Annotated in this window: 24 protein-coding genes and 1 other RNA gene; 15 read left to right on the top strand and 10 right to left on the bottom strand. The window is 69.2% G+C overall.

The features are described from left to right. Positions 1-77 precede the first annotated feature (77 nt). Positions 78-1,223 (bottom strand): hypothetical protein, encoded by a 1,146-nt coding sequence (locus tag ACFXOM_RS28670; protein WP_384938492.1) that lies wholly within the window; start codon positions 1,221-1,223, stop codon positions 78-80. A 403-nt stretch (positions 1,224-1,626) separates the two neighbouring features. On the opposite strand from ACFXOM_RS28670, the gene ACFXOM_RS28665 reads away from it, so the two are divergent. From ACFXOM_RS28665 to ACFXOM_RS28655, 3 genes are read left to right on the top strand one after another with little or no spacing between them, the layout of a single operon-like run. Continuing rightward, entirely contained in the window at positions 1,627-2,442 is an 816-nt protein-coding gene (locus ACFXOM_RS28665) for a Nif3-like dinuclear metal center hexameric protein (protein WP_384938494.1), read from the top strand. Further along, positions 2,439-3,182: a zinc ribbon domain-containing protein gene (locus ACFXOM_RS28660; RefSeq protein WP_384938643.1), complete on the top strand. Its 744-nt coding sequence runs from the start codon at positions 2,439-2,441 to the stop codon at positions 3,180-3,182. Before ACFXOM_RS28665 ends, ACFXOM_RS28660 begins: the two co-directional genes overlap by 4 nt. Continuing rightward, a complete protein-coding gene (locus tag ACFXOM_RS28655; protein ID WP_384938496.1) occupies positions 3,182-4,468 on the top strand; it encodes a bifunctional RNase H/acid phosphatase in 1,287 nt (428 codons plus the stop codon). The genes ACFXOM_RS28660 and ACFXOM_RS28655 overlap by 1 nt, the downstream gene beginning before the upstream one ends. Before the next feature lie 316 nt (positions 4,469-4,784). On the opposite strand, the gene yaaA is transcribed toward ACFXOM_RS28655, so the two are convergent. Then, positions 4,785-5,591, bottom strand: coding sequence for a peroxide stress protein YaaA (gene yaaA / locus ACFXOM_RS28650; protein WP_384947230.1), 807 nt, complete (start codon positions 5,589-5,591; stop codon positions 4,785-4,787). A gap of 218 nt (positions 5,592-5,809) precedes the next feature. Here yaaA and ACFXOM_RS28645 point away from each other — a divergent pair, with 218 nt between their 5' ends. Next, the gene (locus ACFXOM_RS28645; protein WP_385040126.1) at positions 5,810-6,355 is read left to right on the top strand and encodes an ATP-binding cassette domain-containing protein; all 546 of its coding nucleotides are present in this window, start codon (positions 5,810-5,812) and stop codon (positions 6,353-6,355) included. A 222-nt stretch (positions 6,356-6,577) separates the two neighbouring features. Here the strand turns inward: ACFXOM_RS28645 and ACFXOM_RS28640 are convergent, their stop codons facing one another. Continuing rightward, positions 6,578-7,177, bottom strand: a complete 600-nt coding sequence (locus ACFXOM_RS28640; protein ID WP_384947227.1) for a TetR/AcrR family transcriptional regulator — start codon at positions 7,175-7,177, stop codon at positions 6,578-6,580. A gap of 186 nt (positions 7,178-7,363) precedes the next feature. Here ACFXOM_RS28640 and ACFXOM_RS28635 point away from each other — a divergent pair, with 186 nt between their 5' ends. After that, positions 7,364-7,966, top strand: coding sequence for an ATP-binding protein (locus ACFXOM_RS28635; RefSeq protein WP_384938504.1), 603 nt, complete (start codon positions 7,364-7,366; stop codon positions 7,964-7,966). Between the two features lie 1,074 nt (positions 7,967-9,040). Next, complete coding sequence (locus ACFXOM_RS28630; RefSeq protein ID WP_385040123.1) at positions 9,041-10,234, top strand: hypothetical protein; 1,194 nt, start codon at positions 9,041-9,043, stop codon at positions 10,232-10,234. Positions 10,235-10,597: 363 nt separating this feature from the next. On the opposite strand, the gene ACFXOM_RS28625 is transcribed toward ACFXOM_RS28630, so the two are convergent. Both ACFXOM_RS28625 and ACFXOM_RS28620 read right to left on the bottom strand, forming a co-directional pair. Next, positions 10,598-11,341, bottom strand: coding sequence for a YoaK family protein (locus ACFXOM_RS28625; protein ID WP_384938507.1), 744 nt, complete (start codon positions 11,339-11,341; stop codon positions 10,598-10,600). Positions 11,342-11,656: 315 nt separating this feature from the next. Continuing rightward, positions 11,657-12,103: a hypothetical protein gene (locus ACFXOM_RS28620; protein WP_385040120.1), complete on the bottom strand. Its 447-nt coding sequence runs from the start codon at positions 12,101-12,103 to the stop codon at positions 11,657-11,659. An 855-nt stretch (positions 12,104-12,958) separates the two neighbouring features. Between ACFXOM_RS28620 and rnpB the strand changes: the two genes are divergently transcribed. Beyond that, positions 12,959-13,369: RNase P RNA component class A (rnpB, locus tag ACFXOM_RS28615), an RNA gene on the top strand. A gap of 299 nt (positions 13,370-13,668) precedes the next feature. Here the strand turns inward: rnpB and ACFXOM_RS28610 are convergent. Then, positions 13,669-14,907: a tyrosine-type recombinase/integrase gene (locus ACFXOM_RS28610; protein ID WP_385040117.1), complete on the bottom strand. Its 1,239-nt coding sequence runs from the start codon at positions 14,905-14,907 to the stop codon at positions 13,669-13,671. Between the two features lie 893 nt (positions 14,908-15,800). Between ACFXOM_RS28610 and ACFXOM_RS28605 the strand changes: the two genes are divergently transcribed. The 3 genes from ACFXOM_RS28605 to ACFXOM_RS28595 are packed head-to-tail and all read left to right on the top strand — an operon-like array spanning position 15,801 to position 18,508. Then, complete coding sequence (locus ACFXOM_RS28605; protein ID WP_385040114.1) at positions 15,801-16,469, top strand: RNA polymerase sigma factor; 669 nt, start codon at positions 15,801-15,803, stop codon at positions 16,467-16,469. Then, complete coding sequence (locus tag ACFXOM_RS28600; protein WP_385040111.1) at positions 16,453-16,839, top strand: hypothetical protein; 387 nt, start codon at positions 16,453-16,455, stop codon at positions 16,837-16,839. Before ACFXOM_RS28605 ends, ACFXOM_RS28600 begins: the two co-directional genes overlap by 17 nt. Before the next feature lie 55 nt (positions 16,840-16,894). Beyond that, on the top strand, positions 16,895-18,508 hold the full coding sequence (locus tag ACFXOM_RS28595; RefSeq protein WP_385040108.1) for a hypothetical protein: 1,614 nt from the start codon (positions 16,895-16,897) through the stop codon (positions 18,506-18,508). A 51-nt stretch (positions 18,509-18,559) separates the two neighbouring features. Here the strand turns inward: ACFXOM_RS28595 and ACFXOM_RS28590 are convergent, their stop codons facing one another. The 4 genes from ACFXOM_RS28590 to ACFXOM_RS28575 form a co-directional block, all read right to left on the bottom strand. Next, positions 18,560-19,015, bottom strand: coding sequence for a single-stranded DNA-binding protein (locus ACFXOM_RS28590; RefSeq protein ID WP_385040105.1), 456 nt, complete (start codon positions 19,013-19,015; stop codon positions 18,560-18,562). 54 nt (positions 19,016-19,069) lie between these two features. After that, positions 19,070-20,122: a peptidoglycan-binding protein gene (locus ACFXOM_RS28585; protein WP_385040102.1), complete on the bottom strand. Its 1,053-nt coding sequence runs from the start codon at positions 20,120-20,122 to the stop codon at positions 19,070-19,072. A 77-nt stretch (positions 20,123-20,199) separates the two neighbouring features. Beyond that, positions 20,200-20,841 (bottom strand): hypothetical protein, encoded by a 642-nt coding sequence (locus tag ACFXOM_RS28580; RefSeq protein WP_385040099.1) that lies wholly within the window; start codon positions 20,839-20,841, stop codon positions 20,200-20,202. A gap of 20 nt (positions 20,842-20,861) precedes the next feature. Beyond that, on the bottom strand, positions 20,862-21,584 hold the full coding sequence (locus ACFXOM_RS28575; RefSeq protein ID WP_385040096.1) for a hypothetical protein: 723 nt from the start codon (positions 21,582-21,584) through the stop codon (positions 20,862-20,864). Between the two features lie 333 nt (positions 21,585-21,917). Between ACFXOM_RS28575 and ACFXOM_RS28570 the strand changes: the two genes are divergently transcribed. From ACFXOM_RS28570 to ACFXOM_RS28550, 5 genes are all read left to right on the top strand, one after another. Continuing rightward, the gene (locus tag ACFXOM_RS28570; RefSeq protein WP_385040093.1) at positions 21,918-22,526 is read left to right on the top strand and encodes a hypothetical protein; all 609 of its coding nucleotides are present in this window, start codon (positions 21,918-21,920) and stop codon (positions 22,524-22,526) included. Positions 22,527-22,579: 53 nt separating this feature from the next. Further along, positions 22,580-22,870, top strand: coding sequence for a hypothetical protein (locus tag ACFXOM_RS28565; protein WP_385040090.1), 291 nt, complete (start codon positions 22,580-22,582; stop codon positions 22,868-22,870). Then, positions 22,867-23,862, top strand: coding sequence for a hypothetical protein (locus ACFXOM_RS28560; RefSeq protein ID WP_385040087.1), 996 nt, complete (start codon positions 22,867-22,869; stop codon positions 23,860-23,862). Before ACFXOM_RS28565 ends, ACFXOM_RS28560 begins: the two co-directional genes overlap by 4 nt. A 14-nt stretch (positions 23,863-23,876) precedes the next feature. Continuing rightward, positions 23,877-24,698: an ATP-binding protein gene (locus ACFXOM_RS28555; RefSeq protein ID WP_385040084.1), complete on the top strand. Its 822-nt coding sequence runs from the start codon at positions 23,877-23,879 to the stop codon at positions 24,696-24,698. A 155-nt stretch (positions 24,699-24,853) separates the two neighbouring features. Continuing rightward, entirely contained in the window at positions 24,854-26,017 is a 1,164-nt protein-coding gene (locus tag ACFXOM_RS28550; protein WP_385040081.1) for a DUF2637 domain-containing protein, read from the top strand. Positions 26,018-26,162: the final 145 nt, after the last annotated feature.

The following is a 26,162-nucleotide window of genomic DNA, read 5'->3' as shown; positions in this document are numbered from 1 at the left end:
ACGACCGCACACCGTCCCCTCCGCCGGTCACCGTCGGCAGCCGGACGGTGCGGCTGCGCAGCCCCCGGCCGCAGAGTCTAACCACGGACCACCCCACCGGTGAGGGGCGCCTGCTGCAAGGGGACCGGCTTGCAGACGCCAGCACCTCCGACGGCTCCGCACGGTTCCCCACCTGCACGTTCCAGTCGTGCCGGTGTCATGGTCGGCTGCGCGAGGGGTACGTCCCCGGGCGGGGTGAGACGAGCCATTGCGCACGGTGCCGCACCTGTTGCGTACGGCAGTTGCAGTACCCCGTCCCGGGTCCACAGGCCAGCTCCCGTCAACCATCCTGCGGGGGCCGGCAGTTGGTGCAGTCGTCTACCCGCGGGCCGCCACACCCCGACCCAACTCCCCGCCGCCGCGTCGATCCTCAGTGCCACCGCGCACCGCTCCGGCGCCAGTATCTGGCCGGGCTGGATCGCGAACGGCGTGACCGCCGCGTCGGCCAGCCGCAGGCATTCCGGAAACCGCACAGGGAGCAGACTGCCGAGCACTCCCCAGCCCAGCCGGTCGTGGCCCGCCGCGTCCGAGCGCACCAGGAGCAGTCCGCTCTCGACGTCGGCGAGCACCAGCCGGTCGTTGCTCTCCGGAGTGATCTGGAGCAGCGGGGACACTTCTCCGCCCCGCTCCAGGTCGATCACCACGGACTTGGTGATGCCGTCCGACTCCCGGTCCAGGGCCAGCATCCGGCCGGCGCGGTCGAGCCACACGCCGCCCGAACACCGACCCGCCACCTCCGCCACCCGCTGGGGCCCGCACCGTCCCCCCGTCACCAGCCACACCGCCGTCGTGCGCCCGTCGAACGCGACGGCGTACGCGCACGTGCCGTCGGGCGACGGCGGCAACAGGCACATCGATGCGGACTCGACCGTGCCGAGCGGGAGTTCGCCGGTGCCGGGCCCGGTCGGGTAGAGGAGCGAGAACGCCTGCCGTTCCGCCATCCTGCGGTGCACCAGGACCCGCCCGTCGGCCAGCGGGACGACCTCGGTGCCGGCCTCCTCCGGTTGCCCGAGCGGCAGGGGCACCGCGTACGGCTCCGCCCCGTCGAGCATCCACCGCTCCACGAACCGGGCGTCTCCCTCACCCGCGAGACGCGCTGCGTAGCAGCCGTCCGCGCTGACCGTGAACGCCGGACGTCCCAACGCCTCGTGTTCCGCAGCCGTCTCGATGGCACACGCTGTCATCGGATGGTCACCTCCGGACACCGACGCTAGTTTTCGCACTTCCAGTCGAACAGGTCCAGCCGGGTCACTTCACGCATAAGGGTGGCAGTGCCGCGGTTCACCTGAGGGGGAGGGGACCGATGTGCTGGGCGGGGCGGTTCGGGTACGCCCGCGCCGCCGAAAGGGCAGGTCGGAGCGGTGGTCGTGGCTCCCGGAGCTGGACCTGCGATCGAGCACGGACCGGGACGTGCGACCCGGCGCGACGGAGCTGCGGGAGGCGGACACCCGGTCCGGTGCCGATCGGCGCCCGGCTGCGCAGCGGCGTGCCGCCACGGCCCCGTGCCGACCGGCCCCGCGGTGGGCCGCCGATCCGCGGGACCCGCGCCGGTACAGGCGCAAAGGGGAGCCAGGTAGCCTTTGTCCCGTGCCACGTCTCTCCGAAGTCATCGCCGCGCTCGACGCCCTCTGGCCCCCCGAGCGGGCCGAACAGTGGGACGCCGTCGGCACGGTCTGCGGTGCACCCGACGCCGAGGTGACCCGCGTCCTGTTCGCCGTCGACCCCGTGCAAGAGATCGTCGACGAGGCGGTCGCGCTCGACGCCCACCTGGTCGTCACGCACCACCCGCTCTACCTGCGGGGGACGACGACGGTCGCCGCCTCCCACTTCAAGGGCCGCGTCGTGCACACGCTGATCAAGCACGACATCGCGCTGCACGTCGCCCACACCAACGCCGACACCGCTGACCCCGGCGTCTCCGACGCCCTCGCGGGCGCCCTCGACCTGCGCGTCACCGGCCCCCTCGTACCCGAGAACGGTCTGGGTCGGATCTGCGAGCTCGACCACCCGGTGACGCTGAGGGAGTTCGCCGCGCGCGCCGCGCACCGGCTGCCCGCCACCGCCCAGGGAATCCGGGTCGCCGGCGACCTCGACGCGACCGTGCGGAGGGTCGCCGTGAGCGGCGGTTCCGGCGACGGTCTCTTCGACGCGGTGAGGGAAGCGGGCGTCGACGCCTTCCTGACAGCCGACCTGCGCCACCACCCGGCGTCCGAGGCCGTCCAGCACACACCGATCGGTCTGGTCGACGCCGGCCACTGGGCCACCGAATGGCCCTGGTGCGAGCAGGCTGCCGCCCAGCTCGACGAGATTTCCGACCGCCACGGCTGGGGCCTGCGGGTCCACGTCTCGAAGACGGTCACCGACCCCTGGTCCTCCCACCACACTTCAGGAGCCCCCAACTGAACGCCGCGCCCGCCGACCAGATCCGACTCCTCGACGTCCAGGCCCTCGACGTCCGTCTGTCGCAGCTCGCGCACAAGCGGAAGACGCTGCCGGAGCACGCCGAGCTCGAGTCGCTGAACAAGGACCTCACGCAGCTTCGCGACCTGCTCGTCGCCGCGCAGACGGAGGAGAGCGACTGTGCGCGCGAGCAGACCAAGGCCGAGCAGGACGTCGACCAGGTGCGCCAGCGCTCGGCCCGGGACCAGCAACGCCTCGACTCGGGTGCCATCACCTCCCCGAAGGACCTGGAGAACCTCCAGAAGGAGATCGCTTCCCTCGCCAAGCGCCAGGGCGACCTGGAGGACGTGGTGCTCGAGGTCATGGAGCGCCGCGAGTCCGCGCAGGAACGCGTCGACGAGCTGACCGACCGCGTGGCCTCCGTCCAGGCGAAGGTCGACGACGCGACCGCCCGGCGGGACGCGGCGTACGAGGAGCTCGACGGTGAATCGGCGACCGTCGCCAAGGAGCGCGAGGTCGTCGCCGGTTCCGTACCCGCGGACCTGATGAAGCTGTACGAGAAGCTGCGGGAGCAGCAGGGCGGGGTGGGCGCGGCGCGCCTGTACCAGCGCCGCTGCGAGGGCTGCCACATCGAGCTCAACATCACCGAGCTGAACGAGGTCCGCGCGGCCGCAGCCGACACGGTCGTCCGGTGCGAGAACTGCCGCCGCATCCTCGTCCGGACGTCGGAGTCCGGCCTCTGATGCGCGAGCTGATCGTCGAGGCGGACGGAGGATCACGGGGCAACCCGGGCCCGGCGGGGTACGGCGCGGTCGTCCTCGACCCGTCGACGGGGGAGACGCTGGCCGAGGCGGCGGCGTACATCGGAGTCGCCACGAACAACGTCGCCGAGTACCGCGGGCTCATCGCCGGCCTGGAGGCGGCCCGGTCCCTCGCTCCCGGGGCGTCGGTCCGCGTGCGCATGGACTCCAAGCTCGTCGTCGAGCAGATGTCCGGTCGCTGGAAGATCAAGCACCCCGACATGAAGCCGCTCGCGGCCGAGGCCGGACGGGTCTTCCCGCCGGGACAGGTCCGCTACGAGTGGATCCCGCGCGAACAGAACAAGCACGCGGACCGGCTCGCCAACGAGGCGATGGACGCGGGCAAGAAGGGCAAGCAGTGGGAGCCGTCGGCGTCCCGCGCGATGCTCGCCGAGGACCGGCGCGCGACGCGGGTCGTGGGCGACGCGACCGCGGGCGCGGCGAAGGCGCGTGCGGCGCTGTCCTCGGCGGCCGGCCGCGGCGGGGGTGCGGGCGTGGCCGTTCCGGACCGGGGCGTGTCGGCTCCCGTCGTCGCCCAGGGGCGGGTGGCGCCGGCCGACGCGACGGAGGAAGCCCCGGCCGTCGGCTGGGGTCCCGCCGACGTGGGCCCGCCGGCGACGTTCGTGCTGCTCCGGCACGGTGAGACGCCGCTCACGCCCGAGAAGCGGTTCTCGGGCAGTGGGGGTACCGACCCGGAGCTCTCCGACGCCGGGCTGCGCCAGGCCGAGGCGACCGCGACGGCGCTCGCCGCGCGGGGCAGGATCCAGGCGATCGTCGCCTCCCCGATGCGGCGCTGCCTGCAGACGGCCGGTGCCGTGGCCGCGCGCCTCGGGCTCGACGTCCGGGTCGACGACGGTCTGCGGGAGGCGCACTTCGGCGCTTGGGAAGGACTGACGTTCGGCGAGGTCCGGGAGCGGTACCCGGACGACCTGGACGCCTGGCTGGCCTCCCCGAAGGCCGCGCCCACGGGCGGCGGCGAGAGCTTCGCGACGGTGGCCCGGCGGGTGTCGGCGGCGCGCGACCGGCTCACCGAGGAGTACCGGGGCCGCACGGTCCTCCTGGTCACCCACGTGACGCCGATCAAGCAGCTGGTCCGGCTGGCCCTGGGGGCGCCGCCGGAGGCTCTGTTCCGCATGGAGCTCGATGCGGCATCGCTGTCGGCGGTCTCGTACTACGCGGACGGCAACGCGTCGCTGCGCCTCCTGAACGACACCTCCCACCTGCGCTGACCACCGGCTCGCGCGGCTCGTCCCCAACCCCGGGGCGAGCCGCACGTCCGATCGGGGACGTACAGCCGGCCGGGGCGCGGTGGTCGGCCGGACGGTGCCCGCGGCGGTTCAGCCGGTGGCGGCCGTCCTGGGGCGGGGCGCGCCGATCGCGGGAGGACCGTGGCGGCCGAACGTCCCCGTCTCACGGCCCCGCCGCACGGGGCGTTCGCCCCCCGCACGCCCACGACCGGTGTGCGACTCGAGCGCCGTGCGCCCGGAGATCGCGGAGGCATGGTCGTCCGGCTCGACGGTCGGGATCGGGGCGGTCCGTGCGGCCTCAGTGGATCTCGGAGACCACCACGTCCAGCGACCACGCCCTGCCCGCCCTGGCGGGCGGCTCCGCCTCGACCGCGTACCCGAGGTCCCGCAGCGCCTCCACCAGCTCGCCCGGTCCCTTCGGGGCGATCCCCGCCTCCAGCAGGCTGCGGACGATCCGGCCCTTCGTCGCCTTGTTGAAGTGGCTCACCACCGACCGCTTCTCGACCCCGGTCGCCTCGTCGACCTGCGCGTGCAGCACCCGCACCGTCGCCGTGCGCCCGGCGACCGCACCCTTGGGCCGCCAGGCCGCGGCGTACGCGGAGGACCGCAGGTCGAGGACGAGTCCGTCCCCTGCGGCCTGCGGTATCACCTCCGCCATGGGCTCCCGCCAGTAGGCGGCCAACGCCCCGAGCCCCGGCAGCTTCACGCCCATCGAGCAGCGGTAGGAGGGGATGCGGTCGTCGACCCGGACCGCCCCCCACAGGCCGGAGAACACCAACAAGGACCGACGCGCCCGCTTGCGGGCTGCCGCGTCCAGCGTGGCCAGCCCGAGCGCGTCGTACAGGACCCCGGTGTAGATCTCTCCCGCCGGCCGGGCCCCGGCCGCCAGCAGCTCCGCGTTCTTCGCGACCTCGCCGCGCAGCCCCTCGCTGAGTCCGAGCACCCCGCGGGCCTTCTCCTCGTCCCCACGGCACAGCTCGACCAGTTCCTCGAGCACCGCGGCCCTCGACGGGGCCAGACCGGGGAGCGACAGCGACTCCGGCTTGAGCGGTGCCCCGCGTCCGGAAGCGGCCTTACCTTCCGACGGCGGCAGCAGCACGAGCACGGCGGTTTCTCCTCACTTGCGTACGGGTCGGGGGCGCGGCCCCTGCGCCAGCGTAGTCGGGTCGCGCCCCGCACCCCTCCCGGGAGCGCCCCGCACCCCTCCCGGGAGCGCCCCGCACCCCTCCCGGGAGCGGCCCGGGTACCGGCCCGCCCCACGCTCGGCTCGGGCCCGGATGCTCGGGAGGGGGCCGGCAGTCGCGGCCCGGCGGGCGCCTGACGGTGTCGTGCCCGGGGCAGCAGCCGCTCCACTCCGGCCGCTGCCGCTGCAGGGACGGGCCGCGATCGACCGCGTACGGCTACCCCTCGGCCGGTGAGGACGACATCGCCGAAGTGCTGCGACGGGTTCGGCTCGACCACGTCGTCGAATCCCTCCCCGGGCGCCTCGATGCCGACCTCGGCGAGCGGGGCCGTGGACTCTCCGGCGGGGAGCGTCAGCGCCTGGCCGTCGCCCGGGCCCTGCTGTCGCGGCCGCCCATCGTCCTCTTGGACGAGGCGACGGCCAACCTGGACGCCGACGCCGAGACGGAACTGCGCGGCACCATCGCCTCCATCGCCCGGGACCGCGCCGTCGTGACCATCGCCCACCGTCTGTCGACCGTCATGGAGGCCGACCAGATCGTCGTCATGGAGGCCGGACGCGTGCGCGCGGTCGGAACCCATCCGGACCTGATGCGGCGCGACGACCTCTATCGACGGCTGGTCACCCGGCAGTTCTCGGTTCCGGAGGCGTACGCCATGGCCGCGGCGCCCTCCGAGGTCGGATGACGGATGCGGGGCCCCGTCGCACGGGAATGTGCCACCGCGGACACCAACCGCCCTGATGTCGGTGGGCCGGTGACCGTGCGGTGCAGGTGCGGAATCCTGCCGTTCGGTGCGCGCCGGCAGGCCTTCCGCACGTGGAGCGGCCCGGACCGTCAGGCAGAACGCGTTCGGCCCGGATCCGCAGCAGCACCGGCGCGAACGGGCTCGCGGGACGGGCGGGAGCCGTCACCGAGCGGCGCGCCAGACCGGCTCGAGGCTGTCGAGGAGGTCGCGGTAGGCCGTGGTGGCACTGTCCCAGCGCGCGTTCGCCAGCGGCGCCATGAGGAGACCGAAGATGGCGCCCGTCAGGAGGACGGCGTGGCTCCGGGCGCGGTCTTCCGGCACGCCGATACCGAGGAGGACGGAGGAGAGCAGATCCGTCCATTGGGCGATGGTGTCGCGCATCACCGGTCCGTACCGGTCGGGATGCAGCAGGCTGTCCGCCATCACCTCGAGGTACAGGGGAAACGCCGCACGGAGGCCGGGGGCGGTGAAGTCCTGCCACACCTCTTCCATGAAGCGCCGCATGGCTGCGGCGTCCTCCGGTGGCCCCGTCGATTCGAGCCGATCACGAACGTGGAGCAAGGGACGCTCCTCGTTCAGGGCGAGGACTTCGGTGACCAGACGTTCCTTGGTGCCGAAGTAGTAGAGAAGCATGCGGTCACTCGTGCCCACTGCACTGGCGAGAGGGCGGAGCGACAGATCGGACAGTCCGTTGCGGATGACGTAGGCATGGACCCGGTCGAGAAGTTCACGCCGTTTGGCCAGGTCTGGCGAGCGCGGCATCGCGGCTCCTCGGCTGCGGGACGCACGGGGACGATCAGTCCATGCATCCCATATTTCCGATTACTCCTCATTTTAGCGTAATGTTCGCTACAGTTATTCATCGAGTCCGCGCGATGGCGAGGTGCAGCTCCCGCCCCGTTCATCGGTTCGCCGAATACCGCATGCAGTACAAAGGACTGGTTTCCCATGGCCTCTCGGGCCAATGGTCACATCACAGGGTCGTGCGAAGAGTCCTGCGGCCGGCTCCAGTTCTGCCCGCACGGGCGGAGGTCGACGGAGGGATCGACCTCCACTCGGAGACCGCCGTCCCGGCCCCTCTCATGGGTCGCCCGACAGCGGATTCTCTGGGCCCGCGCTCTGCAGCCCCTGCTGCCGTTGGACGCCCCGCGCGCCCGCTCCAGCGACCGGGAGGCCTCCTGGCCCCTGCGGCGGGAACCGACCTCGGTCCCGCACGCACGGCGCCTGGTGGTTGCACAACTGGAGGACTGGGCGCTGCAGCACCTGGAGGCACCCGCAGAGCTCCTGGTCAGCGAGCTGGTCACCAACGCCGTGTGTCACACGCGGGGCCCCCTGCGACTCAACCTTGCGGTCTGTGACCGCCGGTTGCACTGCGAGGTCGAAGACACGAAGAGTGACGGCCCGGTACGGTGCGCAGCCAACAGCTGGGACGAAGGGGGACGCGGTATCGGACTCCTGGACATGCTTGCCGATGAGTGGGGCAGTTGTCCCACGGCGACGGGGAAGACGACCTGGTTCGAGCTGGCAGCCACCGTGCCGGAGGCCGACTGACGCCGCTGGCCCTACCTGCCCGCACGGAGCGGGCGCGGTGCAATGCCGCCGGCCGGGGCGGATGAGGGGGACCGCAGGATTCCGGCGGCCCGACGGCTGACCGCCAGCCAACGCGCCGCCTGGAGACGGGCCGTGCACCGGGACGAGTTCGAGACTCACCAGCGCGGCCCGGCCGAGGTACTGGGGTCCCGCTTCGATGGCGTCCCGCCGAGCGGTGTGGCAGGGATCTTGGCGTAGATCCAGGTCAAGGCCCCGTTCGGGGTGGCTAGGGATGGTACCCACCTGACGCCTCGTCAGCGAACAGCACCCTCGCGCGTGCCGGCGAGGCAAGCCGTCCTGGTCGTCTCCACGGACCCCGTCGCCACGACCTGGAGCGACTGACGAGACGTCAGCATCGTCGCGGCAGAGGGCAAGCCGATAGCGGTCGCGACCTGCGGATTCCTCCTTGATCCCGCTACACCACATGAGGGGACATGACCCCCGCTTCGCCGGCGGTGTCGAGCAGGAGGTCTGCGGTCACTCGCCGGTTCCCGTGTCATCCAAACGATGGTGCACGACAACCGCCGGACGAGCCGGTCTCGATGACCAGCGCAGGGCCCCTGGTTCTTCACGACCCGGCCCGCAAACCTCGCCGTAGCCCGGCACTGGCGCACCGCCCCGATCACCACAGCGGTCACGGCACCCGAAGCGGGCCTCATTCCTCAAGTCGCCGGTATCGAGCCGGCAGTCCCATCTACAGCTGCCCTATCGGAATCCGTTCGGTGAATACGTGCGGCACCCTGCGCTTGACCATTTGAATTGTGAAAAACCAATCAGTAACCTCAATTTTTCATCAACTCGACCGCTGATCCACATCCATGTCTATTGCAGGAAAACTGTTCGCCTGTATGTTCCTGTTTGCCGAACAACACGGAGAGGTTTCCGTGGTGTGGTGGGTCCGAGCTGAGGGCTGAACAGTGGCAGAAAAGGGGAGTCACTGTCCGACGGCCGCCGGCGCGGATCCTGTTCGAGTGGAGCCGCTGCTGCGTGTTTTCTGAGCGGCGGCTATCGAGACGAAAGGGTGCATATTCGCTCATGGGTTTCATCGCACGTACACGCAAAAATTCGCGCGGGGCGCGACCATCCTGGATGGTGCGGTCGCTGTCGGCGCTGGCACCGATCACGGCCCTGAGTGCCGTGGTAGCCGCACCAGCGGCGGCGGCCTCGATTCCGCAGGCCGCGGATTCGGCTCCGGAAGCCATGTTCAGCGGCAGCGCCACTCGCCACTGTGCGCAATGGGTCGATGCGCCGCCCAACGTCTCCAACTGGTTCTGCGCGGGCACCGTGTCGGGTCTCGGGGATGAGATCAATGCGCGCGGGCTCCACGAGTTGATCGATCTGTACGACTTCGGCTCGAACCACCAGTTAAGCGTGGTGTCCAGCAGTCCCACCTCGTACTGCGGCCACAGCGTGACGTACGGGCTGGTTCCCTACCTCAAGACCTTCGACGGCTACGTTCCCCACGGGGACTGCGCGCCGACGTTCATGTCCAGCTCTGACGCCTCCCCCGCATCCGCCGTGGTCGGGTGGCCGTCTTCCGGGTTGGGCCAGCGGACCAACCACGTCCGTCCGGGCTTCCCCGTCGGATACCTGAAGCTGCAGTGGGGGTGGAAGCAGAGCGAGGCGAAGGCGGCCTGCGCCACGGTCCACTGCTCCTTCTTTCCGGACAAAGCGGACGACACGAAATACATGCCTTCCCAACAGATGGACGGCGCCGACATCAGGAATCTGACACCTGTGGACCAGAGGTCGCCATCCACGACCTACGGGCTGACCATCGACGAATCCAGTGAGGTTTCGCAAACGATCGAAAAAGAGGTGTCGGCCAACGTTGGAATAGAAAAGGGGGCGTTTCAGCTCGGTGTCAGCGTGAGGGGGGCCATCGCGGACACCTACTCGGTGTCGTGGGGGACGAGTAGAAGCTACACGCAGACCGTAGACGTCGTGGCGCCTCCGAACAGTAGGATCGTCATGTGGGTCCAAAGGCCTGCCACGGAATATACCGGACACTTCACGCTGCCGTCCGGGCAAGTGGTTCCCGGGGAGTTCTCCGTATTGCTCCCGGACACGGGTAAGTCCCGTCGGGTTCCTCTCTACACGGCCCTTCCGGAACCCTTGGACGAGAGACAGCCCCTCGTCACCCCCGAGATGTGGCGGGACGAGCAGTACCCCACGCCCACTCCGCCGCCGCCGCCCGCACCGCCGCAGCATCCGCACACTCTCCACTGAGTGGCGACCGTTGCCGGTCCGATCGTGAGGCTGTGCGTCGAACGGGGGTTTCGAGCGGCTCATCGCAGCTGGTCGCGAACATGAAGGCAGGGCCTCTTGGCAGCTCGGGTTGCGAAGCCGACCGAGATCCATGAGGTCCTGCTGCCGCAGCTCCCCGCGCTCGCGCCAGTGGAGTTCAACTCGGCTGCCCCGTCGTGTGATTGGGCCGCTCACCGCTTCAGGAGCGCAGCCGGTTCCCCGGAAGGCGGCGGCGGTGACGTCGGACATGACGGACGGAGCGAGAGACCGGCCGCCCCGCGCCGCGCCGCCCCGCGAGTGTGTCGAGGGCGGCGGTTCCTTGAGGACCCGCCGTACCACGAGGTGCTACCCCGCCGCGGTTCGCGCGCGGCAGCGGGGCAGCAGCACGTACGCGCACGCCACGAGCAGGACGCCCGCCGCGACCGTCAGCAGCGCCCGGCCGCTTCCCCACGGCACCATCAGCGCCCCGAGCAGGCCCCCGACGAAGATCCCGGCGATCGTCGAGACCAGCCGGATCCGGGCCGTGCGCCGTTCGCCGGCCGGGATGTCCCTCCCGGCACCCGAGCTGAGGTCGTGCATCAGCTGGATCAGCGACATCTGCATCAGCAGCGTCGGCATGCCCGGGACGCGGGCACGCAGGACGGCGTCCGCGCGCAAGCCCATCGCCAGGCCGACAATGGCGATGACCAGGTAGTCCTCCTCGTCGTTCAGGGACCTGGTGCCGTGCCGCCACAACGCCAACGCGCCGGCCGCCGCGAGCAGGACGGCCTCGGCGGTCAGCGCGGCGGGGAACCAGCCCCGGCGGCGCGCAAAGAGCCGGCGCGTGAACAGCGATCCGGTCACCACCCCCACCACGAAGGCTGCGATCGCGATGGCCGGCCGGGCGGCGGGCACATGTCCGTTGCCGGTGAGGGTGAAGGCCAGGAACAGGAGATTGCCCGTGGCCAGCGCGGTGAAGATATGGCCCAGGGTGAGGAAACTGATCGCGTCGATCGCGCCCGCGAGGACCGTGAGGACCGCCATGGCCCCGATCTGATGGTGCTCGCGCAAGTCGGCCGGGTCGGACGGTGAGGGGGACCTTTCAGGCATGGGGCCAGTCTCCGCAGTTCCCTGGTGTTCCCGGGTCGACCGTGGCACGACACGCAGCCGGCACCCCCCGGCCGTCACCCGACCGGGCCGCTCCACGGTGCACCGCACTCCGGTCCGCAGCCCCCCGGCCGACCATCAGGTGCAGGTCCACGACGCCGATCCCCACGCCCCGACATCCCAACCGAACTACCGGTCCGCCACGTTGACAACACCAGCCTTCTTGTTGCTTCGGCTCGACACGGCAAGAGCCCCGGTCGGCCGTCTACTTCACCTTGGGGGAGCCGGGGACGGGACCCCCCGGCTCCCGCCTATGCGCTAGAGAACGGTCACCTTGGCGACGACCGATCCACACTCCGGCTGTTCAACGTTGCCGTAGCGGACTTCGAGGGTTCCCTCGGCCGGCGGGAGGAACTGCGCCTGCTGCCAGTCGGTGACGGTCTCTTGGGCTATGTCGCCCTCGATGAGGAAGTAGCCGACGAACCCGGTTTCCGGGTTGTACATGTAGTAGGCCGCGTTGTCCGATACCGGGACGGCTGGCTCACTGGCGAGCCTGAGGACGTCGATGGTGCCGTGGAACGTCGGCTGAGTAGCCTCGACCAGATTGTCGAGGACGTAGTGCTTCGGAGCGTCCGCCTGGGGTGTTACGTGAGCGGCCCGGAGAGTGGGCGCGGCCATTGCTGCCGCGCCGACACCCAGGTCGGCAGTGAAAAGTGCGGCGGCAGCGAGTAATCCGACACCTGCTCGTTGCACGTTCCGGTTCATGTCTTTCCTTTCGTTATCTGGATCAGCCCGCGATCTGTGGTCGCGGGAATGTGTCGACGGCTTCAGGAGGCAGGTTGTGGGGCACGGGAGTCGTCCCCTCCACCGCGAATGTCACCTTTCCGCACAGCGTCGAGGGCGACTGTCGAATCCCGACCCTTAGGGCGTCTGGCCGCGACGATCTGCCCCGGGGAGAGCCTCGAACCGCATGTGCGATCCGCTCCGGGTGTTCGTCGACCCAAGACTTGTTAACGGTTTTACAATTCGACTCCTGCTTCCTTGCCTGCAAACGGGAAGACCTCGCGTCGCCGCGTGTTTGCGAACTTCCGTGGCCGCGACGGGAGGATCATAGTCACATGGAGAGGTTTTGAGGAAATTCGATGGAGAACGCTGAGGAGTTCCTGAGGTTATTCATTGCGCCTTTGACGAACTCGTTGATGGGGGAATTAAAATGTGTCCGCTTCCTGGCTGATTGTTCGGTATGGACAGGTCGGCTCCTCGTGTCAACGACATCCGCGAAACACCGGCTGCCTTCACCGCAGTTTCGGCGCGGCAAGCCGTGCCGCCAGGAGCGACCCCGGGGATTCAGGGGCTGGAGCGACTGCCCTCGGGGAGGTTTCGTTCGGAGGTGGACGACAAACCGCCTTCCCCGGCTCCGGTCCTCGGCACGTCGGAAGCACACCGGACGGGATCGCTCGCCGAAGGTCGGGCGAACGGGCGCCTGCGGACGTTTCCCGAGGCCGGCACCCGTCCCCCCGGCATCCGTGCCCGGCATTCCTCCAGGACGCAGACCGTCGCCTTCGCGTGGGGGCGGCCGCTCGCGGCCGAACCGCCGGGTACCATGGTCGCTACGGCAGACGAGCCGGGCGGACGGCCGCGTGGGGCCCCTTCGGGGCGCCTCCCGAGGAACGTCCGGGCTCCACAGGGCAGGGTGGTGGGTAACGCCCACCCGGGGTGACCCGCGGGACAGTGCCACAGAAAGCAGACCGCCGGGGACCTCGGTCCCCGGTAAGGGTGAAACGGTGGTGTAAGAGACCACCAGCGCCTGAGGTGACTCAGGCGGCTCGGTAAACCCCACCCGGAGCAAGGTCAAGAGGGGCCGCCCCGAAAGGGACGTGGCCCTGCGCGGACGTTCGAGGGCTGCCCGCCCGAGTCCGCGGGTAGACCGCACGAGGCCGGTGGCAACACCGGCCCTAGATGGATGGCCGTCTCCCCGGCGACCGCGAGGTCACCGGGTGACAGAACCCGGCGTACAGCCCGACTCGTCTGCCATCAGGGGCCTCTGGCCAGCGAACATGCTGGTCAGGGGCCCTTTTTTCGCAGATCGAGGGGCTTCGCCAGACCCCGGTCCGTACCGGTTCAAACCGGTACACGCGGCTGTGAACGTAGCCACCAAGGTAGCCACGAAGGTAGCCACCCATGCGGCCACTGCGGGCACTCGTCCTGATCGCTGGGCTGCGGTGATTCTCCGTGCACTACAGCCCGGCTTGCCCGAACGCAAGGCACCCTCCACCAGCGGAAGGCTGGTGGAGGGTGCCAGGGGTTCGATGCGGGAAGTCTGGGAGGCGTCACGCGGCGATGAGAGCGGCGGTTGGCTTCGGTCGCGCTGTCAGGCCGGCGGCAAGGGCCCCATGCGTCGCGCCATGATCCTTGAGGAGGTGGCTGTACGTACGCCGGATCTCCTCGACGGTATCCCCCACCCATGCGGCCACGGTGTGCTCCGGGATCCCGTTCTGGAGGCAGGTGGAGATGAAGGTGTGCCGGAGGTCGTGGAAGGTCGGAAGGTTCCCTTCCTCGTCCTTGATGCCCAGCCTCCGCAGGGCGGGCTTCCATAGGTCATCGTTGAAGGTGTTGCGGTTCAGCAGGTTGTTGCGCGATGTCCAGAAGTAGGCGCGTGCCGGACCACGCTTGCACTCTTTGATCTTCCTCTTGTGCTCCCACAGAACGGTCTCCGTGAGTCGAGCCGGGAAGCGCGCCTGGTGCTCCACCAGGGCCTCCAAGAGGTACGGGGGTGCTGGCACGACCTTCGAGTCAAGGCGCGGGCTCGTCTTGAGTCGGTCGACGAGAAGGCACTTGTAGTCGGTTTCCTTGATCCTCAGCACCTGGCGGCGCACGGTCAGCAGGCAGCGGTCCCAGTCGATCACGTCCTCGCACACCCCGAATGCCTCCGCCTGCCGGGTGCCGCACGCGAAACCGAACATGGGGATGAGGCGGTAGCGCTCGGGGAACTCGTCGTAGATCGCCCAGCACTCCTCCGGGGTGAAGACGTACGACGTTGACCGGCCCACGTACGGGCCGTCGACCTCGTACGTTGGGTTGGAACCGATCTTCCCGTTCTGGAGCGCATCCTTCATGATCATCTGGAAGACCTTCCAGTGACCGTCCGCAGTGGAGTTGGCGATGGCCTTGTTCGCCTCAAGTTCCTGGACCCAGGTCTCGACCTGGCGCTTCTCGATGGTCCTGAGCCGCTGGTTCCCCCACCGCGGATTGAGGTGCACGCGGACGGCTATCTCGTACTTCTCGATGCTGGACTCTTTCGCGCGGCGCCTGCTGAGCCAGTCGGTCGCCCACTTCTCGAAGGTGAGGTTCGCTTTGACGGGTTCCGGTGCGACACCGTCAGCCATGCCGTCCAGGATCGCCTGAGCCTGAGCCTGGGTCAGGCCAGGTGAATCGGGAATCGTGGCGCGTGTGCGCTTGCCCTTGCTGTTCGTGATGTTGTGGTACCAAGAGTGGTTGCAGCCGGCCTTCTTGGGTCTGTTCTGGTCAGGGCAATCACATCGCTTGTAGACGGCGGGCTTGTGAGCCACAGGATGCCTCTCGTGAATGGGGTCGGATCTTCGGTGGTGCCCTGGCCAGGGGAGTTGGGACTCTACGTAGGCGCAGCCCTGGCTGGTCAAGCCGTCGAGCAGGGGGTGGAGTGGGTCGTGATACACCCGCTATTCGCGGCTATAAGTCCCGTGCTGGTGTGCGGAATTCACTCCGTACGCGCGTCGAGCCATGCCTCGAAATCGCGCTCGCGTACGCGAAGGATGCGTTCGCTGATGCGCACGACGGGGATATCCCAGCTCCTGTAGTTGTCAAGTAGAGTGCGCTTTGGGAGTTCCATCCGCTCGGCAATCGTCTCGAAACTCAGCAATGCATTTGAACCGCCGCGAGACATAGTCGTCCTTGCTCATTCGTAGGTGTCCCCCGGCGGACCGATCCAGCCGGATGGAGCCGGTTGCGTTCAGCCCGGCACCGATCAGTACGTGGATCAGCGGAATCTGTTACACCTGGCAGAAGTCCAACGCGCCTGCCGCGCGTTGAAGTTGCTTCGGGCGGTGGTGGCTGCATTGGATGGGTTCGAGCCGACGGCTGAGACCTTGGCTGTGGGTGACCTCGTCAGCGGTCTTGAGCGCCCTCAAACGTTGCCCACTGGTGATCCGTCGACGAAACCCGCGCCACGGGGGCATGGCCGCTCTTGCTCGGGCTTCGGATTTTGCTGCACCGGCTTGCTCCCCCGGCGCATGCCCGCACGATGTGCACGGCGAGCGTTGCGAGGCGTCGCTGACCTGTTCGATGCAGTCCGTAAACGATTGGTTATGCTGCCTCAGCACCGCATCGGAACGTGATCGTCCATTGGTGGGGAGACCGTGGAGGTACGGCCGAGTGTGGCGCTGTAGCTGACATCCGCAGCACCGGCTTGGGGGGACTTCACGCCGTGACCGACATTTTGGAGGCCCTGGTCGCACGCGCCGCAAGAGGCGGGGAGGACGGGGCCGACGCCATCGCGGCGTTATACGACGAGCTCAACGACACCGTGTACCACTGGGTGCGGTTCTACATCCGCGACGGGCACATCGCGGAGGACCTGAGTCAGGAAGTCTGGCTGAAGGTCGCCCAGAACGTTAGCAAGTACCGACCCGGCACGAACCTGCTGGGCTGGCTGCGCACGATCACGAATAACACCGCGCTAGACCACCTGCGCTCCGTGCAGCGGCGCCCGTCGGAAGCGCTGTACGCCGATCACCTCGAACTCGACCGGCCGCGAGTCGACCAGAGTCCGGAAGAATACGCCGAAAGGCGTGTACTGGCCCAAGCTGTTGCATCCCACCTGAAGAAACTGCGGCCCGAGCAACGGCAGGTCCTGATCCTGCGGTTCTTCGACGGACTGAGCCCGGGGCATACTGCGCAGATCATGGGGAAGACGGACGGCGCTGTCCGTACATTGACGGTACGGTCACTGCGCAAGCTCGCTGAGGTCATGCCGACCGGGGAGTCGTCTTCCCAGTTGGTAGAGGAGCTGCTGACGGCGGCAGTGGGCAGAAGCAGAGTTGTCGGTACACGGGTTGAGACACGAGAGGCGAAGGCACATGTCGCGACGCGCTGACCAGAGCGAGAGCTTGGAGCGGGCGCTGGACGGCGGGCCCGTACCTCACGATGAGGACACCCGCCAGATGCTGGCTGCCGCGGGAGCGCTGCAGCCCAGTTACCAACGCAGCTCTGCGCGGGTGCGTGCCACCAAGGACGCGATGCTCCGTGAGTTCGCGCGTGCCCAGAACCCACCGGAGACCCGCGAGGACGCCGGGTCGGGTGACGGCCTCGACGAGCCCGTGATCCACCGTGAGGAGATCGAGCTGCCCGACGGCGGTCACCTCGTCCTCACGGACATCGAGAGCATCACGCCCGAGCGTGCCGAGGCTACGGCTGCCCACATCGCTCGCATCCTGGAGAGCAAGGAAAGAGACCGGCAGACGTGAGCCTGGCAGAGGTGAGCAGCGCAATACCCGGCGGTCCCAACATCGAGGTGCGGCCGTGACCGAGTCGCAGCCGCCCGTCCAGATCCACATCGTGCGCCCGGGGGACGAGGGCTACGAGGAACTCACTGACGTGGGCTTGGCCAACATGGGAGGCGAGCGCCACCTGTTCCTGAAGCCTCAGCGCTTCGACTCGGCCGTACGGCAGGTGAGTTCGGCGATGCCGGATCTCCCGATGGAGCACGTCGAGCGCCTGCTCCGTGAGCACCCCGAGGACTTCAAGGACTTCGGCGAACTGTTGGGCTCGATCGGGTCTGTTCCGCCCATGGACATCACGCCGATGCCAGGCGAGCCTGTCCAGCCCGCACGTCTGCATGGCCGTACGAAGCGGTGGGTGATCGCCGCTGCGCTGATGCCTGCGCTCGCAGGGAGTTGGGCGCTGGGCTACTTCACCGCCGGCAGTCCGGTCGGCACTGCGGCGAGTGCACCGGACGCGAGTCCGTCGGGTGTGCAACCCGCGGCGAAGCCGTTCGTTGGCCCGGAGTTCCTCGACTTCTCCAAGGCCGGGCAGATCGACTGCAAGCCGATCGCCAACCTGGAAGCGGAGTGCACCGACGCGGACGGCATGGTGATGTCGAGCAAGGCAGCCACCGGGCCGGACAGTACGATTTTCACGTTCTCGTACGGTCCCGAGCGCATCGGGCTGAGGATCTTCGGTGACGCGGACTACGCCGAGACGTGGGCGCGGCAGGACGGCACGACCGAGTTGTACCCCAACCTCTCTCGCTCCGGCCGGTACGTGCTGTGGGGCACGGACGAAAAGCGGTTGGCGGAGTACGCGGATTTGCTCCATGCGGAGGAGACCCGCCAGTCGTCGACCACGAGCAAGATGGGTGCCCCGGCGCCGCTCCCGCCTCGTCTGGCCGCGCTCACCCTAGGTGCGTTGGGGCTGGACGAGCGGGACGTGGAGACCATCCTGTACTCGCCGCACAGCGCGCCGGTCGACGAGACCGTTCTCCTGGCCGCGCGAGCAGTACTCGGTGTCGGAACGGCCGTTCCGCGGTTCACGGGCGACGACGACATCGTGGCGATCGCCGTCGGTCTCGATCGGCCGCCCGTGGTGTCCCCGCTCGAGCACACCATGGACATGGACGCCCCGGTGGTGCCCATCGTGGACCGGGGCACTCCTTCCACGCCGACCGCTAGCCCCGAAGGGACACAGCCGACTACGACATCGCCGGCTCCTGCGCCTGAGCCGGTCGCGGAAGCCCCCCAGGTCGAGCAGCCGACGTCGACACCTGCTCCGGTCGAGTCAACAGCGCCGGAACAGTCCACGCCTCCAGTGACGTCGATCCCTGAGCCGTCGACGCCCCCGACCCCCGATCCGGTCGAGGAGACGCCCGCTGCCCCGGAGACCTCCGCTTCGGGCGAGACCCCAACCGACGAGGGCTCCGACCCGGCTGGGGGAACGCCGGCCGCCCCGGAGAGCCCAGCACCGTCCGACGAGGGCTCCGCCCCAGTGGAGGAGATTCCGGCACCCGTGGATCTGCCCGCAGACACGGCCGCTCCCACCAAAGAGTCGGCCCCGGCGGACTCCGCGGACCCGGGCACGGGCCAGAGCGGGGGCGACCTGCTGATCCTGGACTCTGCCTGGACGGTCGCGGTCGGCTGAACAACCAGATGGGGCCCGGACATCAGTCCGGGCCCCATTCTGCATGCGCGGTCAGAACGGTGGCTCGTCCCTGTGCGGCGCGGCCCACGGGTCGTCGGCTGTGGGACGTTCCTGCGTCGCGGCGGCGGGGCGATGCGCGCTGCCCCCGGTCTTGGTGACCTTCGCGGTGGCGTTGCGCAGGCTGGCTCCGACCTCCTCGACGTCCAGCTCGTAGACCGTGCGCTTCACGCCCTCACGGTCCTCGTAGGAGCGCTGCTTGAGGCGCCCTTGGACGATGACACGCATGCCCCGTGTCAGGGACTCGGTGACGTTCTCGGCCGCCTGCCGCCACACGGCGCAGGTCAGGAACAGGCTCTCGCCGTCCTTCCATTCGTTGGTCTGCCGGTCGAAGGTGCGGGGCGTGGAGGCGACGCGGAACTTGGCTACCGCGGCGCCGGAAGGGGTGAAGCGGAGTTCGGGGTCGTCGACCAGGTTCCCGACGACGGTGATGACGGTCTCGCCTGCCACGGACAGGACCTTTCAGGATTGGGCCGGCCCGCGGGTGCGGGCCGGCCGGGGCGGTCAGGAGAACAGGATCTTCCAGGTGAGTGGGCCGGGGATGCCGTCCGCATCGCCCTTGAGGGAGTCGTGCGCGAGCTGGAAGTCGCGGACGTTACGGCGGTCCGCGTCCGACCACTTCGGACCGGGCCCGCTCGTGTAGTGCTTCCCGTAGCCCTTCCGAACGAGCTGCTGCCCGAGCAGGGTGATGCTCGCGTTGGACTTGCCGGGGCCGAACTTGTCGACGCCGGGGAACGGTGGTGCGGGCTTCGCCGTGACTTTGCCGGGGAGGGTGCCCAGGAGATTCTTGAGGGAGTCCTCGCCGGGGACGCCGTCCGCGGCGTCGCCCGAGAGGCCGAGGGACTTCTGGAACAGGGCGTAGTTCATGGTGTCGACGTCCGTCCACACCGGGCCGGGACCGCTGGTGTAGTACTTGCCGAACCCCTTCTTGACCAGGGCCTCACCGACCTTGGTCACGTGGTCGCCCTTCGCGCCATAGCCGTAGGTCAACCCGTTGATGGTGTCCTGATAGCGGGCCACCTCGGCGCTGGACCCGCCCGAGCTGGAGCCGCCAGGGTTCGGCGACGCCTCGTAGTCGCCGGCGGGCATGCCCGCCTTCACCCACGAGTACAGCTTTGTGCCGGGGCACGCGGTCGCGTACCCGTCGCGGTGGCCCTTCTTGGCCAGGGTGCGGCCGGTCTTCTTGCACGCCTCCTCGTACAGCGCGCGGCACGCGGCGAGCGCCTTGGTGCTGGGCTCCTGGTCACCGCCGATAGCGACCTGGACGCCGATGCCGCTGACGTTGTGGTTGGGGCAGTGGGCGCCCTGCAGATTCCAGCCGCGCCCCTCGTAGATGTTGCCGGCCTGGTCGACGACGAAGTTGTAGCCGACGCCCGACCAACCGTTGCCCAGGTGCTCGGCTTCGATCGCCCGCATGATGGCGTAGCCGGTGCGGGTGATCGGGGTGCCGCCGTCGTAGTGGACGAAGAACTCGGTGCGCTTCGACAGCGCGACGGACGACGGGGTGCCGTTCCACGCCTTCGCGCCCCAGGTGGCGCGGGAGATGATCGTGGTCATGAGTGCTGTGCCCTTCGGTCTGGTGATGAGGGAGGGCACGGTGCAGGGCGCGCGGGGTTAACGTCGCGTGCTGGCGTTCAGGGGTCGACGACCTCGGCGTCGACGACGTTGCTGTCCTCCAGTTCCGGCGGGTACTCGACGGCGAACAGGCTCTTGTCCAGGCGCTCGGCGAGCGCCGAGAGGTCGACGGGCTGCTCGTCATCGCCGACTTGTCCGCCGAGACCAGTGATCTCGATGGCCACCACAGCGTCCTTGCCGTAGTGCTCGCGGTGCTGCCGCTCCAAATACCAGGCGTCTGCACGCCAGTCCGGAGAGGTGCGGTCCTCGACGGTCTCCTCGACGATCTCGCCGGTCACGGAGTCACGGAACCGACGGGTGGTGACCTTAGTGACGATTCCCCCATCTGCGACCCTGCGAATGTTGGCCATGGCGCGCAGGGCCGCGGTAGCGCGGGCGGTGCGGATCTTCTCGTAGAGGGCGGCGTACTCGCTCTCTTCCTCCTCGGGTGGCTCGCCTGCCTCGCGGGCCTCGGCCTCGGCGCGGCCACGGGCCATCCACCGGAGGAAGCTGGTACGGGAGATCCCTGCCATTTCCGCGGCCAGTTCGACGGCGACGCCCGTGCGTGAGGCTGCGACGAGGCGTGCCTCGACCTCTTCGGAGAGGAGGCGCGGGCGGCCGGGGCGGGGGTTCGGCCGGCGGGCCTTGCGTCGAGTGGACATGGGGAACCTCAGCGGCGGGTTCAGCGACCGGTGTTGAACAGGTGGCCGCAAGCGGGGCAGGTGGTGTGTGCGGGGCGGCCGTCGTCGTCTGGGCTGAGGCCATCGTCGTCGGGCAGGTGGAGGGTGCGGGGCTCGTCCTCGCGGACGCCGCCGGGCAGGGTCTCGGGGTCGACCTGGCCGAGGAGCTTTTCTATCTCGTCGTGGGGAATGGCCAAGCTGTCGAACAGCTCTGCTTCGCCGGTCGCCAGGTCTTCGAGGACCGCAGCGAGCTCGCGGGCGTCCCACCCTCCTTCGCTAGGAAGCCGGTTGAGTTTGATGGCCAGGGCCTCGGCTTCGGCGTCGGACTTGGATGCCCAACCGCGCAGGAGGGGGACGAGCCATCCTCCGTCCTCGTCGAGGACGACACCGCCGGGGAGGGGCATGCCGCGATTCTGCATCTCGATCAGGGCTTCGCGGCGACCGTGGCCGTGCAGGACGCATTGGGTGCGTTCGTCGGCGACGGGTACTTCCACCAGGCCGTGCATGCAGATTGCGTCGATGAGGAGTTCCAGCTCGTGACGCTTGGGGTTCCGGGGCGCCGGTGTGAGGTCGGTGAGCGGCACGTAGGCGATGAAGCGCGGTGGCTTGGCGATCGTCTCGGTCACGGCTGGTGCGGTCCTCTCCCATGCGTTGGTGTCGACGACGGGGGAGGACTGCGAGCCCGCGGACTTCAACCGCGGCGCCCCGCCTCGCAAGCGGGACATGCCGTCATGGCCGGTCCTCGCCCGTCGCCGGTCCGGTGCTGCTCTCGTTCCGGATGGGGGCAGCGCCGGGGCTCCACCGGCTTCCGGTGACGTCGCCGGGAGTGGTGGAGCCGCGAGGGAACGTAGGAAGGCACGCGCCTTACGTCGCCTTCTACACACGGCGGTCTCATTGCTGTACTATTCATGACGGCTGGGAGAGCGACCCAGCTACCTGGGCCTAGGTGTAACAAAAACCCGCGGTTGTCGTACCTCCTGACGACGCCCCGAGACACCCCGCCCGGGACAGTCCCAAACCCCTGGGCTCTGGCGTCCGGGGAAAGGAAGGATCACCGCATGGCGAACGACGCCGCCGCCGAGGAAACTCAGGCTGAGCAGCCGGCTGGACCGTCTCTTTCCGACATTGGCTTGGTCGGCGCCCTCGCCCGTCTACTGGACGAGCAGATGGTGAAGAAGGAAATCAAGCCGCGGATCGACGGGCCGAAGGTTCCCCTCCTCAAGGCGTACGAGAGCGGCCAGTCCGAGCTTGCGGTCCGCGTCGGGGGCGACCTGATCGGCCGGTACCGGGTCAACCTGTCGCAGCCGAAGGTCGTCGTGGACGAGGACAACGAGACGGCACTCAACGAGTACGCCGACAAGCACGGCGGCACGAAGGTCGTCATCATGCGTGATGGGACCTGGGAGAAGGCGCTGCTGGAGTTCGCGGAGTACGACGAGGACACGGGCCTGATCATCGACACCCGGACTGGCGAAGTGGTCCCGGGCCTCAAGTACGAGCCGGGCGGGCAGCCCACCGGCAGCCTGACGTGGACGTGGGAGAAGAAGGACGTCGGTAAAAAGCGGCTCATGCGGCACTACCAGGACGGTGCGCTGAACCACCTCCTGACGGACACGCCGCAACTGATGGCCAGGCCCCGGCCTGCCGCAGAGGACGCCCAGCACTGACCGCCCCGGGCCCGGTCCCCGGCGGCCGGGCCCTGCTCCCAAGGATTCCCCTGATGGTTAAGCCCACTGACGTGCTTGCACCGGCACTTGCCAGCGGCATTTCTGACCGTGCGTTCCGCTTGTTCTGCGTCCTCGTCCTCAGCACCGACGGCGGATGGGTCCCCGTCCCGCAGTTCGCGGCGATGTGCGGGATGACGTCCCACCAGATCCGCATGTTCCTCGCCGAACTCCGCGTCGGCGGCATCGTCGAGACCGAACGCCGCTACGAGCCGGGCGACACCGGGCGCAAGACGTGGCACACATACCTCCGCCTGGTCGACGACGCCCCCGCCGAGGCCGCATGAGCCGGAACAACGCCCCCGGCTCAGTCCGGCACAAGCGGCGTACGCCGTTCGTCATCATCGAGTCGGCGACCGCCCGGGACACCCGTCTCAGCTACCGCGAACTTGGCCTGCTGACATACCTCCTGGACCAGAGCGAGGACTGGCAGGTCCGCTCCGAACAGCTCTCGCAGGGCCAGGGGCGCGAGGGGCGCGACGCCGTCCGCAAGTCCCTCCACAAGCTCGCTTCGTGCGGGTACTACCGCTTGGAGCGCCGCCGCTACCGCAACGGCAAGACCGCCATGGGCACGGCCATCTCCGACCACCCCGTCGAGCAGTGGACCGCCGACTACGTGACGTTCGGCAACAAACTCGACATCCCCGTGGTGGAGCAGGAAGACGGCACTTTCCTCGTGAAGTACGCGGACGGCACCCTCGGCAGCGACGGATTCGACGCGCCCGCCGAGGATGTCGAGCCCCCGGCCGAGAACGAGGAGGAGCTGCCGGCCGCCGAGGAGGAGCCGGAGCCCCCGGCCGTCACCGCACCGTCAGAGCCAAAGCCCGTCGCGAAGAAGGCCGCGGCACCGAAGAAGACCGCGGAGGAGAAGACGACCGAGGCCGAGGAGAAGGCCGCCCAGGAGAAGGCCCTCAACGAGGCCGCGCACACAGTCGCCACCTGGTGGTGGGAGCACGCCGAGAAGCACCTGGGGAAGTACGTCGGGCAGAAGGGCGGGTTCGTCGCTGTCCGCAAGATGGTCCGCCGCGCCCTGGACGCGGGCTACAGCCAGCAGGAGTGCGCAAAGGCCCTCCAGCACGCTCGCGTGCACTTCCCGGCAGCGCAGCAGTGGCAGAACGCCCTCGGCGTCGTCACCAACCACATCCAGCCGAAGCAGCCGCACGGCCGCATCCCCTATAGCGACTCGTCCACCTGGACCACGCTGGGCGACGACTCCTCGACCACGGCCGTCCCCGACGACGCTGACGACGCCACCTTCGGCGTCCTCGAACGACTGTAAGGAGCGTGACCCCGATGTCTCTCACCACGGACGCCCCGGCGGTCCCCGCCCCGGCCCGCGGCCTCAACCCGCTCGGTGACCTCAGCGCGCACATCCTCGCGGTGCTGGAGCGCGGTGGTGCGGACATGACCAAGCTCGGGGTCCCCGCTCAGCCGGAACCAGAAGACGGACTCTGGACCGACGTGGCAGTGCCGCAGGCCCGCGCACGCCGGAATCTGTGGAAGGGCAGCATGACGGACGCAGCACACGACGAGTACTTGCACTTCCGCTTCGAGCACTTGGACCCGAGCCAGAAGCCGAACACTCTGCGGAACTGGCTCGGCTCCCTCGTGGAGGCGAAGAAGCGCGGGGCGCGGCCGGAGGTCCTGAACCTGATTGTGCCGGGCAACATCGGCAGCGGGAAGACCGCCGCGGTGTGCGCCCTGGGCAATGAGGCCGCGGAGCAGGGGCTGGTCGTGCGGTTCGTGAAGCACGCCACTTACCTGACGTGGCGTAGGCCGGACTCCGCGCCGCACAACCTGACCGCGCACCAGGTGCGGGAGCGGTTCGTTACTTGCGATCTGCTCATTCTCGACGAGTTGTGCGGCGAGATGGACATGACCGCCACGGAGTTCGCGCGGAAAGAGACGGTCGACTTGATCGACTCCCGGCTGGCGGCCGGCCGCGCTACGGCGTTCTCGACGAACCTGCGTAGCCGCCGCACGCCGGAGCATCCTGGGCTCGGGATCGTGGACATACTCGGAGAACGGCTGTTGTCGCGGCTCGAGGCATCCGCGCACCTGGTCAAGATTCAGGGGCCGGACCGGCGGAAGCCGGCGAAGCCGCTCGACTGGTAGCCCCACCCCTAGAGCGAATCCGCTTATAGCGGGCTGAAACTGACGTGGTGTGAGTGACGTCAGAGCAGACGAACGAAAGACGCCATATCGTTTGATCGACCCCGGCGGCCATGAGCATAAGCCGACCGGGGCGACCCGAACGAAGGGATGGTGTCTTGTCGAAGCAGTGGTTTGCCCGCGCCCGAAAGGGCAGCAAGCAGGAGTCGCCAGAGCCGCTCACCAAGCCTGGCGCGCCGCCGCTCACCCGATGGGAGCGCTTTGGCGCTGCCCTCACCGCACTGTTCGCCGTTGCTGTCGGTGCCCTGGGCTTCTACGCGTCCTTCGACGCGGTCTCCCTCAAGGCCGAGTCGTGGGGGTTCGATGACCCATGGGTACTGCCTGTGTCCATCGACTCGGCGATTCCCGTGTTCACCGCGGCGAACCTCTACCTGATCCGTATGGACATGGCTCTGGCATGGGTGCGGTTCGTGCCCTGGGCGCTGAGCTTGATCACTTGCGCGCTGAACGTCGCCGCCGGCAACTCCCTGTGGGCGAAGGTCGCGCACGGCGCGATCTCATTGCTGTGGGTCGGCGTCTCCGAGATCGCCGCGCACGTCTACGCCGTCCGTATCGGTGCAGCGACCGGCCGGCGCCGCCGCCTGGACAAGGTCCGATGGAAGCGCTGGCTGCTCGCTCCGTGGCCCACGTTCACGCTGTGGCGCCGCATGAACCTGTGGGAGCTGGAGTCGTACGACACCGTTCTCAATCTGGAGCAGGAGCGACTGGTGTACGAGGCGAAGCTCCGCGGGCGGTTCGGCCGGGCGTGGCGCCGGAAGGCCCCGGTCGAGGCGCTGTTGCCCTTGCGCCTCGCGCGCAACGGCATTCCTCTCGCCGAGACCGCCGAGGCGGGCCTCGCCGCGGCCGGCATCGACACCGCCGCTGCTTTACCCGCTCCCGCGGTGCCGGTTGCCAAGCCGCTCGCGCCTGCCCCGGCCGTGCAGACGGCGCCCCGTCGGGTGACCGCCACCGTTCCCGCCCCGGCCCCGGCACCCGCCCCGGCTGCTCAGGCACCCGCCCCGACTTCGGCGCCCACGTCGACCCCACTCACCGAGGCCCAGGTGTACGACATGATCAAGGACACCATCCAGGCCCGTGACGCGGACCGCTTCAGCACCGGCGACCTGACCGGCTCCGCCATCGGGCGGGCGATGGGCCAGACCGCGCAGAACGGCCGCAAGGTCCGCCGCCGCCTGCTCTCCACGTACGCGGCCAACATCCTGGGCCTGACCCTGCCCGACAACTTCACGGTCGAGGACGTGATGACCGCAGCACAGCCGTAAGGCATGCTGCACCCACCCGCACCAACGCGGGGGGGGGGGCCCCCCCCCCCCCCCCCCCCCCCCCTCCCCTCCCCCCCCCCCCCCCCCCCACCCCCCCCCCCCCCCCCCCCCCCCCCCCCCCCCCCCCCCCCCCCCCCCCCCCCCC

The organism is Streptomyces sp. NPDC059169, assembly GCF_042755225.1.
Classification (GTDB): domain Bacteria; phylum Actinomycetota; class Actinomycetes; order Streptomycetales; family Streptomycetaceae; genus Streptomyces.
This window is presented reverse-complemented; position numbering and strand designations above follow the sequence as displayed.

What these genes read in the sequence shown, in the direction of transcription:
- ACFXOM_RS28655 (WP_384938496.1), top strand. Translation starts at nt 3,182, where the DNA reads ATGCGCGAGCTGATCGTCGAGGCGGACGGAGGATCACGGGGCAACCCG.
- ACFXOM_RS28620 (WP_385040120.1), bottom strand. Translation starts at nt 12,103, where the DNA reads ATGAACCGGAACGTGCAACGAGCAGGTGTCGGATTACTCGCTGCCGCC.
- ACFXOM_RS28585 (WP_385040102.1), bottom strand. Translation starts at nt 20,122, where the DNA reads ATGACCACGATCATCTCCCGCGCCACCTGGGGCGCGAAGGCGTGGAAC.
- ACFXOM_RS28625 (WP_384938507.1), bottom strand. Translation starts at nt 11,341, where the DNA reads ATGCCTGAAAGGTCCCCCTCACCGTCCGACCCGGCCGACTTGCGCGAG.
- ACFXOM_RS28670 (WP_384938492.1), bottom strand. Translation starts at nt 1,223, where the DNA reads ATGACAGCGTGTGCCATCGAGACGGCTGCGGAACACGAGGCGTTGGGA.
- ACFXOM_RS28635 (WP_384938504.1), top strand. Translation starts at nt 7,364, where the DNA reads ATGGCCTCTCGGGCCAATGGTCACATCACAGGGTCGTGCGAAGAGTCC.
- ACFXOM_RS28580 (WP_385040099.1), bottom strand. Translation starts at nt 20,841, where the DNA reads ATGTCCACTCGACGCAAGGCCCGCCGGCCGAACCCCCGCCCCGGCCGC.
- ACFXOM_RS28560 (WP_385040087.1), top strand. Translation starts at nt 22,867, where the DNA reads ATGAGCCGGAACAACGCCCCCGGCTCAGTCCGGCACAAGCGGCGTACG.
- ACFXOM_RS28555 (WP_385040084.1), top strand. Translation starts at nt 23,877, where the DNA reads ATGTCTCTCACCACGGACGCCCCGGCGGTCCCCGCCCCGGCCCGCGGC.
- ACFXOM_RS28570 (WP_385040093.1), top strand. Translation starts at nt 21,918, where the DNA reads ATGGCGAACGACGCCGCCGCCGAGGAAACTCAGGCTGAGCAGCCGGCT.
- ACFXOM_RS28600 (WP_385040111.1), top strand. Translation starts at nt 16,453, where the DNA reads ATGTCGCGACGCGCTGACCAGAGCGAGAGCTTGGAGCGGGCGCTGGAC.
- ACFXOM_RS28640 (WP_384947227.1), bottom strand. Translation starts at nt 7,177, where the DNA reads ATGCCGCGCTCGCCAGACCTGGCCAAACGGCGTGAACTTCTCGACCGG.
- ACFXOM_RS28575 (WP_385040096.1), bottom strand. Translation starts at nt 21,584, where the DNA reads ATGTCCCGCTTGCGAGGCGGGGCGCCGCGGTTGAAGTCCGCGGGCTCG.
- ACFXOM_RS28565 (WP_385040090.1), top strand. Translation starts at nt 22,580, where the DNA reads ATGGTTAAGCCCACTGACGTGCTTGCACCGGCACTTGCCAGCGGCATT.
- ACFXOM_RS28630 (WP_385040123.1), top strand. Translation starts at nt 9,041, where the DNA reads ATGGGTTTCATCGCACGTACACGCAAAAATTCGCGCGGGGCGCGACCA.